Source organism: Shewanella inventionis (assembly GCF_019931735.1).
GTDB lineage: Bacteria > Pseudomonadota > Gammaproteobacteria > Enterobacterales > Shewanellaceae > Shewanella > Shewanella inventionis.
This window is the reverse complement of sequence record NZ_CP082926.1, coordinates 1,450,864-1,465,762: the sequence shown is the minus strand read 5'-3', so window position 1 is coordinate 1,465,762 and position 14,899 is coordinate 1,450,864. Positions and strand designations below refer to the sequence as shown.

Annotated in this window: 10 protein-coding genes and 2 pseudogenes; 7 read left to right on the top strand and 5 right to left on the bottom strand. The window is 43.5% G+C overall.

Going from position 1 to position 14,899, the window contains the following annotated elements:
- Nucleotides 1–88: 88 nt before the first annotated feature.
- Both K8B83_RS06685 and K8B83_RS06680 read right to left on the bottom strand, forming a co-directional pair.
- On the bottom strand, nt 89–1,060 hold the full coding sequence (locus K8B83_RS06685) for a sensor domain-containing diguanylate cyclase (protein ID WP_223419363.1): 972 nt from the start codon (nt 1,058–1,060) through the stop codon (nt 89–91).
- Nucleotides 1,061–1,285: 225 nt separating this feature from the next.
- Nucleotides 1,286–2,590, bottom strand: coding sequence for a metal-dependent hydrolase family protein (locus K8B83_RS06680; RefSeq protein WP_223419362.1), 1,305 nt, complete (start codon nt 2,588–2,590; stop codon nt 1,286–1,288).
- Nucleotides 2,591–2,733: 143 nt separating this feature from the next.
- On the opposite strand from K8B83_RS06680, the gene K8B83_RS06675 reads away from it, so the two are divergent.
- Nucleotides 2,734–3,699 carry a 2-dehydropantoate 2-reductase gene (locus tag K8B83_RS06675; RefSeq protein WP_223419360.1) on the top strand — a complete coding sequence of 322 codons (966 nt, stop codon included), beginning with the start codon at nt 2,734–2,736 and terminating at the stop codon, nt 3,697–3,699.
- 92 nt (nt 3,700–3,791) lie between these two features.
- Here the strand turns inward: K8B83_RS06675 and K8B83_RS06670 are convergent, their stop codons facing one another.
- Both K8B83_RS06670 and K8B83_RS06665 read right to left on the bottom strand, forming a co-directional pair.
- Entirely contained in the window at nt 3,792–4,682 is an 891-nt protein-coding gene (locus tag K8B83_RS06670; RefSeq protein WP_223419358.1) for a bile acid:sodium symporter family protein, read from the bottom strand.
- Nucleotides 4,683–4,749: 67 nt separating this feature from the next.
- On the bottom strand, nt 4,750–5,559 hold the full coding sequence (locus K8B83_RS06665) for a class II aldolase/adducin family protein (RefSeq protein ID WP_223419357.1): 810 nt from the start codon (nt 5,557–5,559) through the stop codon (nt 4,750–4,752).
- 91 nt (nt 5,560–5,650) lie between these two features.
- Between K8B83_RS06665 and K8B83_RS06660 the strand changes: the two genes are divergently transcribed.
- From K8B83_RS06660 to fdhF, 5 genes and pseudogenes are all read left to right on the top strand, one after another.
- Nucleotides 5,651–6,559, top strand: coding sequence for a LysR family transcriptional regulator (locus K8B83_RS06660; RefSeq protein ID WP_223419355.1), 909 nt, complete (start codon nt 5,651–5,653; stop codon nt 6,557–6,559).
- Nucleotides 6,560–6,670: 111 nt separating this feature from the next.
- Nucleotides 6,671–7,387 (top strand): oxidative stress defense protein, encoded by a 717-nt coding sequence (locus K8B83_RS06655; protein WP_223419354.1) that lies wholly within the window; start codon nt 6,671–6,673, stop codon nt 7,385–7,387.
- A 412-nt stretch (nt 7,388–7,799) separates the two neighbouring features.
- Nucleotides 7,800–8,726 (top strand): annotated as a pseudogene (locus K8B83_RS06650) (2Fe-2S iron-sulfur cluster-binding protein); the annotation flags it as partial.
- A gap of 81 nt (nt 8,727–8,807) precedes the next feature.
- A complete protein-coding gene (locus K8B83_RS06645) occupies nt 8,808–10,130 on the top strand; it encodes an IS4 family transposase (RefSeq protein WP_223417409.1) in 1,323 nt (440 codons plus the stop codon).
- Nucleotides 10,131–10,144: 14 nt separating this feature from the next.
- Nucleotides 10,145–13,453, top strand: a pseudogene (gene fdhF, locus K8B83_RS06640) (formate dehydrogenase subunit alpha); the annotation flags it as partial.
- Nucleotides 13,454–13,556: 103 nt separating this feature from the next.
- Here the strand turns inward: fdhF and K8B83_RS06635 are convergent.
- On the bottom strand, nt 13,557–13,778 hold the full coding sequence (locus K8B83_RS06635) for a hypothetical protein (protein ID WP_223419352.1): 222 nt from the start codon (nt 13,776–13,778) through the stop codon (nt 13,557–13,559).
- A gap of 226 nt (nt 13,779–14,004) precedes the next feature.
- Between K8B83_RS06635 and K8B83_RS06630 the strand changes: the two genes are divergently transcribed.
- Nucleotides 14,005–14,847, top strand: a complete 843-nt coding sequence (locus K8B83_RS06630) for a sulfotransferase domain-containing protein (RefSeq protein ID WP_223419350.1) — start codon at nt 14,005–14,007, stop codon at nt 14,845–14,847.
- Nucleotides 14,848–14,899: the final 52 nt, after the last annotated feature.

Below are 14,899 nucleotides of genomic sequence, written 5' to 3'. Positions count from 1 at the left end.
TTCTTACTCACATCATAACAACAATACATTGCGCACACGTTAAATTAGCAAATATTTAAGTCGGCATTTTGCTTTTAATGCTTTACGTCTAGGCAACATTAACGCTATTTCGGCCGACATGCTTGGACAAATAAAGCGCCTTGTCTGCACGAGCAAACATATCGTTAAAGGAGTTTTCATTGTTCTGTAAAGATGAAACCCCAATACTAATAGTGATGCTAGGCAAGTCATCATCTTCAGCTTTATGGGTTTGCTGAGCAAGCCTAAGTCGCTCTGCAAGCTTAAATGCGGACTCGATATCGGTATCGGGTAATAAAATAGCAAATTCTTCACCACCGATCCGCGCTAAGATGTCGGTTTCTCGGATATGTTTGTCACAAATCGAAGCGACTCGTTTTATCACTTCATCGCCCACCAAATGGCCAAAGGTATCGTTTACGTTTTTAAACAAGTCGATATCGATAATCATCATGGATAAAGGGCTAGAGATACGCTTTGCTTTAGTAAATTCATGTTCACTAAACACACTGTATGAGCGTCGGTTGTATAAATCAGTGAGTGGATCGCTATTCGCAAGCTGCTCAAGTTCAGAGCGTAAATTGAACTCATCGGTAATTTCTGTCGAAATACCAATTAATCCAATCAACTTACCTTTTTCATCAAATAATGGCTGCTTTACCTCATGAAATACTTTATGTAGGCCATTATTATCAACAAAAATATCATCAGACATTTTTTGTTGCTGTGATAAGACGTTGCGATCATTGCGTTGCAAAATTTCAGCAACAACAGGAGAAAAATAATAATTATCTGTCGTCCCCTTTAACTGCTCTAGGGTTACGCCAAAATAATCTAAAGTGAGTTGGTTACCATATACATATCGGCCTTTAACATCTTTTACATAGATGTATGCGCCAACTTGATCGAGGATTTTTTCGTAGGAATTTAATTGTTGCTTTTTTGCCCGAGCTTTTCGATTTTCACTTAAATTAACGGCCAACAGCAAGGCAACTAAACCTAGCAACACCGCCAATAACAACACAATATTATCAATCGACATAAGCATTCCTTAGCAATAATTCACATCCGTGTGTGCTCACTATTTTGCTACAACATAAAAAGGCGTTGATTATGGCTTGACAGTAAACAGTACTCTATACGCACAACGGTCAAGTATGTGAAAATTGCCAGTAAAAATCAAACTAATAATCAACTAAATACACAAAATTGTTTGCTTTATATTAAATCAGGCAGCAAGCTATTTTGCTGCCATCAAAAAATACCATTAACCTTTATAGATAACTCCGGCTTTCATCACAAAAGGCACACTCAATAATGAGTCTATTTGCTCAAGAGGATTCGTTGTTAATCCTATAATATCGGCTTGTTTACCCACCTCTAATGACCCTAAAGAATCAGACATATCAATCAATTTTGCCGCGTTAATGGTGGCACTTTTCAAAATGTCGCTGTTGCTCATTCCAGCTTTGCTCATTAATACCGCTTCTTTGGCGTTATCACCATGATGCGATACCCCGCTGTCGGTACCATAAGCAATATTGACTCCTGCTTTGTAGGCAGCGGTAAAGTTTTTCAGCATATCGCCGCCGACTCTTATGGCTTTGGCTTTAATTGCTGGTGACATAAAATCAGCACCGGCGGCATTGGCCATCGCAACCACTGTGTCGCCTGCTAATAATGTTGGCACTAAATACGCGCCACTTTGCTTCATTAACTTAATGCTTTCTTTGTCGGCATAACTGCCATGTTCAATACTGTCGACTCCAGCACGCAACGCTGCATTAATTCCTTGCGCTGCATGAGCATGGCTTGCCACCTTACGACCTAGTGCATGGGCGGTTTGAATCACCTCACGCAGTTCATCGTCATCCATTTGCTGACCAGTCCCCGTATTAGTGTCAGATAATACTCCACCAGTAGAGGTGATTTTTATCACGTCAGCGCCAAATTTAATTGCCCTGCGAGTCGCTCGGCGGCAATCATAAGGCCCATCACAAATGGTTTTAGAGGTGTATTTATCCAGTAAATCAGGGCTCATGCCATCAACATCACCATGTCCCCCGGTTACCGACACACCACCTGATGCAATAATACGCGGTCCATCTATCCAGCCTTTATTGATACCGTCACGTAAAGCATAAATTTGCTCAGGTTTGGCGCCTAAATCCCGTACCGTGGTAAAGCCTGCAAGCAAGGTCTTTTTAGCAAAATAAACACTTTGCATAGCGACATCTGCATCTGACATCCGTAATGCCTGGCTGTCATTTTTAGGCCCAAGTTCGCCTTGTAAATGCACATGCATATCCATAAGACCTGCCATCACAAAACGATTTTTTAAATCGACAATTTCAACGGTGTCTTGCGAGGTAGATATCGGCCCTGCTGTATAACCGCTCTGAATTGCACTAATGACGCCATCGGTTATCACTAGAGTTTGTTCTACTAACGGGGCTTTTCCTGCAACGGTTAATAAGGTACCCGCATGGATAACTTTAATGTCTGCAGCATTAGCGGATACAGACAGTGCGATACAACTCAAGGCGAGCGCAGTAATGTAATGATTTTTCATTTTTATAATTATCCGAATGTTAAAGTTCTACACTGGCAAAAAGGCTGATATGTTACAAGTATTGATATGTTACAACTAATAACAAACTCCCCCTTAAATGGCACAAATTGATCGCGGAGTTGATAATAAAGAGAAACGACATAATGAAAATTGCCATCTTTGGTGCGGGGTCGACAGGCTGTTATTTAGCAGGACAACTTTGTTTATCTGGTTTTGATGTCAGCCTCATTTGTAGACCAGCGATGAAGCAAACCATCCTCGCAAATAATGGTATTACCATAAGCGACTATCAAGGTTTATTAAAAACCGTTATGCCTCAGGCCATGATCACAGATATAGAGCAAGCGCCAACAGCATATGCTGCGTTTGATGTCATCTTTGTTACCTTAAAATGCCATCAAGTCAGCAGTATCGCCAACACCTTAATTGCCATCACCCACAGCAACAGCAGAATTATTTTTATGCAAAATGGTCTAGGCAGTTTCGAAACCATCAAAGATGCTCTGAGCCATTGCCATTTACTGCAAGGCATTACGCCCTTTAACGTTTTACAACAAGCAAGCGGCCGATTTCATAAAGGCACTGAAGGCGTGTTCACCTTTCAACAAAATAACCACACCCAAACGATACAAGCAGCTATGCAAGCACAAGGGTTTGGTTGCGATCTTTACCAAAACATAACACCTGTAATTTACGGTAAACTCTTGTTAAATCTCAATAACGCATTAAATGCGATTGCCGATCTCCCCATTAAACAACAACTCAGTCAGCGAGCGTGTCGCTGTCAACTTGCTGGAGCAATGAAAGAATGGTTAGCCGTGTGCAAAGCCGCTGATATAAAGTTACACCAATTCACCAAAGTAAAACCCCAATGGCTGCCAGTGATTTTATCCTTACCCGATATGCTGTTTAACCTGTTAGCCAAACAGATGCTCGACATTGACCCGCAAGCACGCTCATCAATGTGGGAAGACATTCAAGCCAAACGCAAAACTGAAATTGAATATATTAACGGCGCGGTAGTGCGTTTAGGCCAGCAATATGGCGTTAAAACCCCAGTGAATAGCGCTATCGTGACGAGCATCCATCAGCTAGAACAATCAATTTAACCCTAGTTTTACATGTGAACATGGTGACCAATATCGCATGTAACAACGTTTGAGGTTTACATCGACACCTAAAATTAATGTTCATTGATGCACTACATTGATGCGCTATTGTGATGAGTAAGCTGTTGTTTTTGCATATAACCGGCATACGCAATAAGCAGCCCTGCCCCTAAGTACATGGTTAAACTGTACACGCCAGCAACCACAGCGTAACTTGGCATTTGCAATAAACTAATGCTAATCAGCATCGCCATAGTCGAGTTTTGCAAACCAATCTCAATGGCCAACGTTAAACCATCTTTATGGCTCAGCGACAACCATTTAGCACTCAACACACCAATTAACATGGCGCCAAAGTTTAGCAATAAGCAGGCAATAAACACTTCGTTAAAGGCTTCAACAATAATGGCATGTTCCTGGATCACCACCCCGGCGATCATCAAAAGCAAAAACACTAATGCAAAACGCCTAAAGTACACTTCAACCTTAATGGCCCACTCTCGGTAATAACGGCGCACAAGCATACCAAACACAATGGGCAGTAACGTTATCACTAACAAGCCCAAAGAAATGCTGGTTAACGACACATCAATGGGAGCGCCATTGGCAAAATAGCCAACAGCAAATTGAATCACAAAAGGGGCGGTAAACACACAAACGATACTGCTGATGGCGGTCAGACTCACCGACAAGGCTAAATTGGCTTTGGCTAAATGGCTCACCACATTAGAGGTAGTGCCTCCCGGGCATGCGGCTAAAATCATCAAACCTATCGCCATCGGTGTCGAGAGCTCCATGGCTAAACAAATCCCCAGCGCGAGTAAAGGCAGTGCAATAATTTGCCCCACAAACCCAGTAACAATGGGTGCAGGTGTCTGCCAAAGGCGTAAAAAATCAAATCGCGTTAAACTCAAGCCCATACCAAACATGATAAAGGCGAGCGCAAGTGGCAGCAAAATTTCGGTAATAATCGAACCTGTCATAGATGCATCCTTGCTCGCCAAGCCAAACGGCTTAGCGAGTGTGGTATTAAGCTATCAGCTATAGAGACTAATCTAAAAAGCTGTTGTCTTGTGCTAGTACCACTTGATACATAGGTTGGAAATTGCCCCAGGTCACGAGATCAGATCCATTCATTTGGCGGGTTTTAGTGGCAATATCATGGCCAATAAGTTTAAGTTCTCCAGCCGCTTGTGCCAGTAACTGACTGTGACAGCAACTGTCTAGCATGACAAAATTTGCCGTCGCGGCATCAACAGACTTACCGACAGTTAATAAACCATGATTTTGTAAAATAACCGCAGCATGGCCTTGTAGTGCCTCGGCAATCATATCGCCTTCAGACAAGTCAGCCACCACACCGGTAAAGGTGTCAAATACGCTGTGGTTTTCATAAAACATGCAGGCATCTTGCGAAATCGGCTTAAGCAGCTCGCCTAATGCTGAAAATGCACGGCCATAAGTGGTATGGGCATGAGCCACCGCATTCACATCAGGTCGAGCATGGTGAATACGAGAATGAATCGCAAATGCGGCATTATTAATCGGGTGCTTGCCCTCCATAATGTTGCCTTTATGGTCAACTCGCACTAAATCAGATGCTTTAATTTTAGAAAAATGCACTGCTAATGGATTAACCCAAAAGGTGTCTGGGTCAATACAATCACGCAGGGTAATGTGGCCTGCTAAGCCTTCGTCAAACCGGTAATGGGCAAATACCCTAAAGGCTGCGGCTAAACGCTGCTTTTCGTATTGCTGTTGCTGTTGAGGAGTGTCAAATTTAGGCGGTAATGGCATAGGGTATTTGTCGGTACCGATAGTCATTTTTTTAATTTGTAATGCTTCTTGTGCTGTTGTCATGTTGAGTCTGCTTTTATTGGTTTAGTTTGACTTTAATTTAACCAAGCCTAAAATTAATTCAAATGATACTAAATCATAGATAACTATAAATATGCTGCATAGTACAATTGATCTAAACTTATTTCTCATCATGACTACTGTCTACCAACAAGGCAGTATCACCAGCGCTGCTAGCAAGTTGCATCTAACACAACCCGCAGTAAGTCATGCCATCGCTAGGCTGCGTGCCAAGTTTAACGACCCACTGTTTGTGCGTCATGGGCGCAAAATGATACCCACGCCCCTATGCCAAAAAATTATTCCCGATGTGCTACAAGCCATGGACTTGCTCAATCACACCCTATCAACCCCAGCCAATTTCGATATCCAGCAACACAAACGTGAAATTAAATTGGGGTTAAGAGACATATTAGAGTCGATGTTTTTTCCGGTTTTGGTGCCCGATTTACTCAACAATACACCAAACCTCACCTTAAACAGCCGCCAAATTAAACGCACTGAGCTTGAACCATCATTGGCCCAACAAACCTTAGACATTGTGATTGATGTGCTTATGCCCACCCATAAAGACATCAGGAGTAGTTTGATTTGTCACGAATCATTCTCGCTAGTTTGCCGTAAAAATCACCCAATATTGCAGCAACTTACCCTAGATAATTACGCCACTGCATCACATGCATTAGTCAGCTTAAAAGACTTTACCATCGACACCGTCGACATGGCGCTCGCCACTCAGGGCATTACCCGCAACATTGCCTTGCGCTGCGAACACTACTTTGCCGCCATTAATGTGGTGAGCCAGTCAGACATGATCATGACCATGCCAAATAGTTACGCCATGTTGTTGCAACAATCTATGCCTATTGTGGTATCACCCTTACCCTTTGAGGTACCCGATTTGGCGGTGCACATGTACTGGCACAAACAAGCCGATGACGACCCGGTGAATCAATGGATAAGACAAAAGCTCTTAACGATTTCAGCGCAATTGTTTGACTAAAAAAATAAAACCCTTTTTAGGTTTTGCCACGTTTACACAGATTAACAGCACGCATTTAATCAACATAAGCGTACACACCTGAGCTAGCAATAAGAAACCGCGGAGTTATTAATGAATAAACTATTACTCACCAGCCTCATTTCAAGCACATTTTTTGCCTTAACCGCCACCAGCAGTGTAGCGACAATACAAGCAGCTGAGCTTAATTTTGCCCACATTGAAACGGTAGGCACCAGTACCATTGAAGCCGCAGCAGATATGGCGATTATTAATGTTCAAGTATCTATAGAGGCAGGCGGCGCTAAAAAAGCCAAACAAAAAGCCGACGAGGCCGTCAGCCAATTTATGCAGCGTTTGCTTGACGCCGGTGTCGACAAAAAACACATCCAAAGCGCTAATTTACAACTTAACCCTCAGTATGAATATGTACAAAATAAACCGCGAAAATTGACTGGCTATAGCGCAAATCGTCAAATCACTGTGACGGTCATTGAGCTCAGTAACTTAAATGAATTACTGGACAGCGCGCTAGTTGAAGGCATTAATCAAGTCAATAATATTGAGCTTAAATCAAGCAAAGAAGCCGAGATGATGGCCCAGGCTCGCCAGGCTGCGATAAAAGACGCTAAGCAAAAAGCAGAGTCATTAGCCAAGGGATTTGGAGAACAGGTGGCGGGGGTATGGCAAGTAAGGTATTTTCCAAGTCAATCTCATCAGCCAGAAATGTACCGCGCCAGCATGAAAATGAATGCCGATGTTGCGCAAACTTATCAGCAAGGCCAAGTAACGGTTAGTGACAGTGTCGAAGCGATATTTAGGCTTAAGTAGCACAGCAACATACACAGACAGGGCCTAGCTGGGCGAGCCCGTTAGTTCTGTAAGTGAGAGTTTGAACGACATAAACCCGCCATTTTACTGTCCATAATCATAAACAATGGTGAAAAATTGTGACTTAGCAGGTCTTACCATCGCTATTTTCATATTCATAACGCAATGTTAAATATGAAATAAATTCAAACATGCTTTTTAATTACCACAAAAATGATCTAAATCACGTCTGAACAACCCCTAGCCAATTAAACTGAATTTATCAACAGTGGGTGCAGAAACAACACCAAGGTTATCAAACGCAACCTGCAGAGCAGCATATCCACGCTAAAAATCTCCGCTTTTTGCAGCTATAACTGAGTATCGTCCAGCTTGTACGCCCCATTTAATGCAGACTTAAAAAGGCTTTGTAATGATTGACATCACCATAGACGGCGTAACCCTATCACTGCCTAAAGCAGATAGCTTGCTCAAAGCAGCCACCGATGCCGGTATTAACATCCCTAGCTTGTGTGACTTTTCCCACAATCAAGCCAAGCAACACTGTAACTTGTGCCAAGTACAAATCAAAAACCATGATGGTAGTTTACGCTGTGCTCGTGCATGTGAAACCGCTCTAGAAACAGGCTTAGATGTGATTACCCAGTCGAGCTATTTAAGTAAAGTGCGCCAGCAAGCACTTAACGACATCTTAAGCGACCACTTTGCCGACTGTGAAGCACCATGCCAAACCGCCTGTCCTGCAGGTGTAGATGTGCAATCTTACCTTTACCACATTGGCAAGGGCGACCATCACGAAGCCGTTAAAGTCATCAAACAAACCTTGCCATTACCCTTATCGATTGGCCGTGTTTGCCCGGCATTTTGTGAAGCGGAGTGTCGCCGAGGGCTAGTTGATGAACCTGTCGCCATTAGGCAACTCAAGCGTCATGCTGCTGATTTAGACTTAAATGATCTTGAGTCTTACGTACCACCCAAAGCACCCGCGACCAACAAGCGCGTCGCCATTATTGGTAGCGGCCCAGCAGGTTTAACCGCAGGTTATTATCTGTCAAATAACGGCCACGATGTCACCATTATGGAGTCTGCCCCAAAAGCAGGTGGCTGGCTGCGTTATGGTATTCCCGAGTACCGTTTGCCCAAAGCGATTTTAGATAAAGAAATTGAACTGCTGACTCGCAACGGCCTTAAGATTAAAACGGGCTGTGCATTGGGCCGCGATACTAACTTAACTGAGTTAGTGGCTAATTATGATGCCGTTTGTCTGGCCATTGGCGCGCAAAAAGCGGTGCCAATGAACTACCCAGGTAGCGACTTACAAGGCTGCTATTTAGGTGTAATGCCGATCGTTTAAGCGACTTGAACGATCTTTTCTAGGCTTCATAATCGGTCTTAGATTTATTTCTGAGGCCGATTTTTTATGTCTGAATTTTCTTTAGAGTTACAAGCGACTGCTGAATTGCATTTTCCAGAGTCAATCGACTCATTTCGCAAAAATATCCCTATCGAATGGGTATCGGAAGCCGTTAATCAAACAGGCCGTGCCGCCGTCAGAAAGAGAAGATTCCCTGCTGAACAAGCCGTTTGGTTGGTACTTGGGATTGGTTTGATGCGTAATCGTTCTATTAGCGATGTTTGCGATAAATTGGAATTGGCTTTTCCTGATTCAAAAGGCGATTTGCCCCCCTTAGCCACGAGCAGCATTGTTAAAGCTAGACAGCGCATTGGTTATGAACCATTGCGGTACCTATTTCACACCACGGCAACTCACTGGGAAGCTGAAGGACAGTCAGACTCAGTCTGCGGTCTTAAGCTTCTTAGCGTTGATGGCACTCAATTTAAAACGCCAGAAACTGAAGATAATAAAAAGTTAGGCTACGCCAGAGGTAAATCAACATTCCCCTCGGTCCTTGCTGTGACGCTCATGTCAACACGAACGCACCTCATTTCTGATGCCGCCTTCGGCCCCATAACAAACAGTGAAATATCTTATGCTCAACAACTTGTAGGCTCAGCCCCAGATAATTCTTTGACTCTTTTTGACCGTGGTTTCATGTCTGCAGAGCTTTTTGAATCATGGCGTGGAGCAGGAGCGAATACTCACTGGCTCACACCAATAAAAAGCAAATTTAGGTACGAAGTTTTAGAAGAATACTCAGAGCACGATAAACTGATAAAAATGCCTGTGTCACCTGATGCAAAAAGAAAATATCCTCACCTTAGGGATAGTTGGCAAGCTCGTTTGGTGCTTATTCCTGTGCCTAAAGGAGAAATCAAAGGGTTTATAACCTCACTAGAATGCCCGATTACCTACCCATTGAAAGATATCATTAACGTTTATTGGGAACGCTGGGAAATAGAGCAGAGTTATGGTGAACTCAAGCAAGGTCAACTGAATAATCAAGCCATTCTTAGAAGCCAAAAAGTCGAAGGTATTTATCAAGAACTATGGGGAATCTTAATTTCTTATAACCTAGTTCGATTAGAAATGAAAAGGATGGCAGAATCTCATGACGTAGAGCCATTAAGAATAAGCTTTATCAATGCATTAAGACTCATTCAAGATGAGTTCCTATGGTGCTCAGGACGGACACCTGGAACGATCCCTAAAAAGCTGCAAAACCTTAGGGAGAATGGAAAGCGATTAATCCTACCAAAAAAAAGAAAGCGAAAACCATTTCCAAGACAAGTGCTATATAAAGCACCACGTTACCCCTATAAGAAAAGAGCCGCTCACTGTTAAGCGAGCGGCATTACTATTTAGGTGTCGATTACTTACGCGATTATTGCACCGACAAAAAATTAATCACAGGTAAAAAAGTGGCCGTCATAGGCGGCGGAAATACCGCTATCGATTGTGCCCGCACCGCACTTAGAGATGGCGCCGATGTCACCCTAATCTATCGTCGTAGCCCCGAAGAAATGCCCGCCGAACCTTACGAAATCCACGAGGCTGAAGTTGAAGGGGTTAAGTTTCATTTTCTGACAAATCCAATCGAAAACCACAGCGACAACCAGGGCCGTGTCTGTGCCGTCACTTTTGAAAAAATGGCATTGGGTGAGCCAGATGCATCAGGCAGACGTTCGCCTAAAGCCACTGGCGAAACCTTTAAAGAAGCCTTCGACACAGTGATCCCTGCGGTATCTCAACAAGTCGATTTAGACTTTTTAGAACAACCCGAAAATCAAATAGACACTGGCCACATCGCTCTGAGCCGTTGGCATACTTTCTTAGGGTGTGAGCAAACCATGTCTGCTGGGGTTGAAAAACTGTTTGTTATTGGTGATTCTCGCACCGGCCCTGGCACAGCTGTAGCCGCGGTTGCAGACGGCCGCAAAGCCGCTGAAGCGATTGAAGGTTTACTTAAAGAAGGCTTAACCTGCCATTTAGAGCCACAACAATTTAACTCACGTAAAGCAAAAAAAACCGCATCGTTAGCGGCAAATACTTATCCTGAATTATACCCAGACACCTCGAAACGTCCGCGTTTAAAAATGCCCGAGCTAAACCAACTCATACGCACGGTTAACTTTGCAGAAGTTGAACTCGGTTTTAAACCAGATAAAGCAATGCAAGAAGCACTGCGCTGCCTAGAATGTGCCTGTCAAGCCAACACAGACTGTAAATTACGCGACTATGCCACCGAATATAAAGTCGATAGTAATAGTATTGAACAGCCCCGCGCCCGTAAATTTAAAGTCGATAATAGCGCCCCGTTTATCACCTTTGATGCCAATCGCTGCATCAGTTGTGGTGCCTGCGTTGAAGCTTGCCATCAGCAAAGTGGCCATAATGTGATTAGCTTTGCGCCCAATAGTTACCAAGCACTACCCGATGCAGCCGGCACAACAGACAGTCGCCGAAATGCACCACGCGTCGGCTTTAGCGCATCAATGAACGACAGCGATTGTGTGCAGTGTGGTAACTGTGTACAAGTGTGCCCAACGGGTGCATTAGTCGATGCCAGAGATAAAACTCAAGGTACACACCGAGCGCTAACCAAAACCTCAACAGTATGTACTTATTGTGGTGTGGGATGCCGGGTTGAGCTTCATGTTGATCAAGCCAAAAACCGCGTAATGCGCGTCACTGGCGACAACAACTCACTGGTTAATGAAGGGATGTTATGCGTAAAAGGCCGCTCTGGTTTTGACTTTTTAAACAGCCCTAAGCGTCTTACCACACCGTTAATCCGTAAAAATGGTCAGTTACAACCGGCAAGCTGGAGCGAAGCCATTAACTACATTGCCGAGCAACTTAAGCCGATTAAAGAGGCCGCTGGGCCAAGTAAATTTGCCGCGTTATCTTCAGCAAAATGCACCAACGAAGAAAACTATTTAATGCAAAAGTTTACTCGTAGCATTATGGGCACTAACAGCATCGACCACTGCGCAAGATTGTGTCATTCATCATCAGTTGCAGGCTTATTCGACACCATTGGTGGTGGGGCAATGACCAATGATATTCCAAGCATAAAAGAATCTGATGTTATTTTTATTATCGGCTCAGATACCACCAGCGCTCACCCTATTATTGCCTCTCACATTAAACGTGCTGTCAGCCAGCATGGTGCGCGCTTAATTGTCGCAGACCCTAAAAAAACCACCATAGCAGACAGCGCCACCCTCTATGTCTCCCATAAACCCGGCACAGACGTGATGCTGCTCAACGCTATCATGCAGCAAATTATTCTTAATAATTGGCAAGACCAAGATTACATTGATAATCGGGTTGAATATTACGAATTGCTTAAGCAAGAAGTGCTCAAACCTGCTTACAATCTTAAAAATGCGGCATTACTTACCGGTGTCAGTGCTGAAGACATTGCCAAGATGGCAAAAATGATTGGTACCGCAACCAAAACGGCCATGTACTATGCAATGGGGATCACCCAACATACCACCGGCTATGACAACGTAGTCTCGACCTCTAATTTACAATTACTCTGTGGCAACATCGGCGTGGTCGGCGGCGGATTAAACCCACTGCGTGGTCAAAGTAACGTGCAAGGCGCTTGTGATATGGGCGCGTTACCCGATTTTTATCCGGGTTATCAAAAAATTAATAACCCCGCCAATAACGCCAAATTTGCCCATGCATGGGGTAACAACTCATTGCCTTCGACACCCGGTTATGCCGCTACAGAAATCATGCATGCCATCGTCAAAAATAAAATCGATGCCTTGTATATATTGGGCGAAAACCCAGTACTGAGCGACCCAGATCAGGCCCATGTGATTGCCGCACTCGAAAAAATTAACTTTATGGTCGTGCAAGATATTTTCTTAACCGAAACCGCCCAAATGGCGCATGTAGTATTGCCTGCCAGCGCCTTTGCAGAAAAACAAGGTCACTTCACCAACACCGAACGCCGAGTACAACAACTTCGGGTAGCATTAACCCCACCGGGTGATGCAATGCTCGACTGGCAAGTCATCCAAATGATCGCCAATAAACTCGATGCCAATTGGCAATATCAAAGCGCCAAGGATATTTGGCACGAAATCAACCAAGTTACCCCGCAATATCAAGGCTTAACTTGGCAACGTCTCGAGCATAAAGTGGATGGTTTGCAATGGCCATGTTTTGATGAGAACCATCCCGGCACACCGGTTTTACATAGAGAAACCTTTTTACGCGGTAAAGGCCGCATGATCCCTGTCAGTTATCAATTCCCTGCCGAAATGCCCGATAGCGACTACCCACTAATCTTGTCTACAGGGCGTTTATTGGAGCAGTTCCATACCGGCACCATGACCCGTAAAACCCCTGAGCTTGATATTAAAGGGGCGCCAAGAGTGATGATTTCGGTATATGACGCCGAGCAACTTGGGGTGAAAAATGGTGATATGTTAACCCTCAGCACGCGCCGAGGCGCCATTGAAATCGCAGCTTTTGTTACTAAACGAGCGCAAGTCGGGGTATTATTTTTACCCTTCCACTTTGCCGAATCTGCCGCAAATAAACTGACGATTAATGCATTAGACCCTATTGCAAAAATCCCTGAGTTTAAGGTGTGTTCAGTTAAAGCAGAAAAGTCACAACACACACTGACAGTGGCATAGTTTTAATTATGAACGAAAAATGCCTCGTCCTAATTAGGACGAGGCATTTTGGTTTTGTATCACATTACAGTTAACCATTATTTACACTAAAAACGATTAACGATTATCCATTAACCACTGTTGGCGCGATCTCGATATCTTTTTTAAGCACAAGCACAACCAGGTAAACCAAACCTAAAATAGGCACTATCGATAACCCTGCACCAATCACACCAGCTAAAACCGGCGTTTGCGTTTTACGACGACCTAAGTAATAACAAATACAGCCCATAATTAACGCAAAAACAATAATCACTTGCCCAACCAAAGTTGCATTAACATCCATTTACCCTCTCCTTATTAACCAGATACAGCAAGCTCGCGCTTAATATTTAACATTAATATTACATCCATATATTACCCACAGTAAAGTGAAGTATTATTTTTACTAAACAGCGATATTATCGATACGGTTAACTCTTACCAGTGACGCACTAAACTTGCCATTTTGCTGAATTATCGGTAGTTTTAACCGCATTGAAAGACGTAAAAATAACAACAAAGGATTACGAATGGGAAACATACTTTGGGTGGCCTCTTACCCTAAATCGGGTAACACTTGGGTACGCGCGTTTTTAGAGAACTACATTCAAAATCAAGATCAGCCTATCGACATTAATACGATGCACACCATTTCTACAGCCGAATCAGCAGCGCATCGTTATCAAGCTTATTTACCAAAAGATAAAGCCGCAACCACAGAGCTTTCCTTAGAAGAAGTCAGTGTTTTACGCCCTCAAGTGCAAGCCGACATCGCCCATCAAGCACAAGGCACCACATTTGTAAAAACCCACAACTATTTAGGCGAGTACAACGGCCAACCATTGCATAACTCTTCTGTTACCTCTGGGGCGATTTATGTTGTGCGTAATCCACTCGATGTGGTGATTTCGATGGCTAATTACTTTGATTACACCATAGATGAAGCCATTGCCTACATGGCAGAAGAAATGACAGGTACCCCAAACGAGGCAGCGCATGTTCCACAAATTATTACCTCGTGGTCGATGCATGTATCGAGCTGGACAAGCGACGATACCTCAAAGCTCATTTTACGTTACGAAGACATGCTAGATGACCCTAAAAAAGCCTTCCGCAAAGTTGAGTCATTTTTAGGTTTAAAGAAAGATCCTGCAAGGCTCAAAAATGCCATTAAGCATTCATCATTTGCCCAATTAAAAGCTCAAGAAGCCAAACGTGGATTTGTTGAAAAGCATGAAAATGCCAATGCCTTCTTTAGAAAAGGCGGTAAGCATCAATGGCAATCACAGCTCTCACCAGAGCAAGTCAAACGCATTGTTGATACCCATTACGAACAAATGAAGCGCTTTAAGTATTTACCTGCTGGGATGTAACTTAAAACAGCTAATATAAAAAACGTCCTATTGCCGCTGCAATAGGACGTTT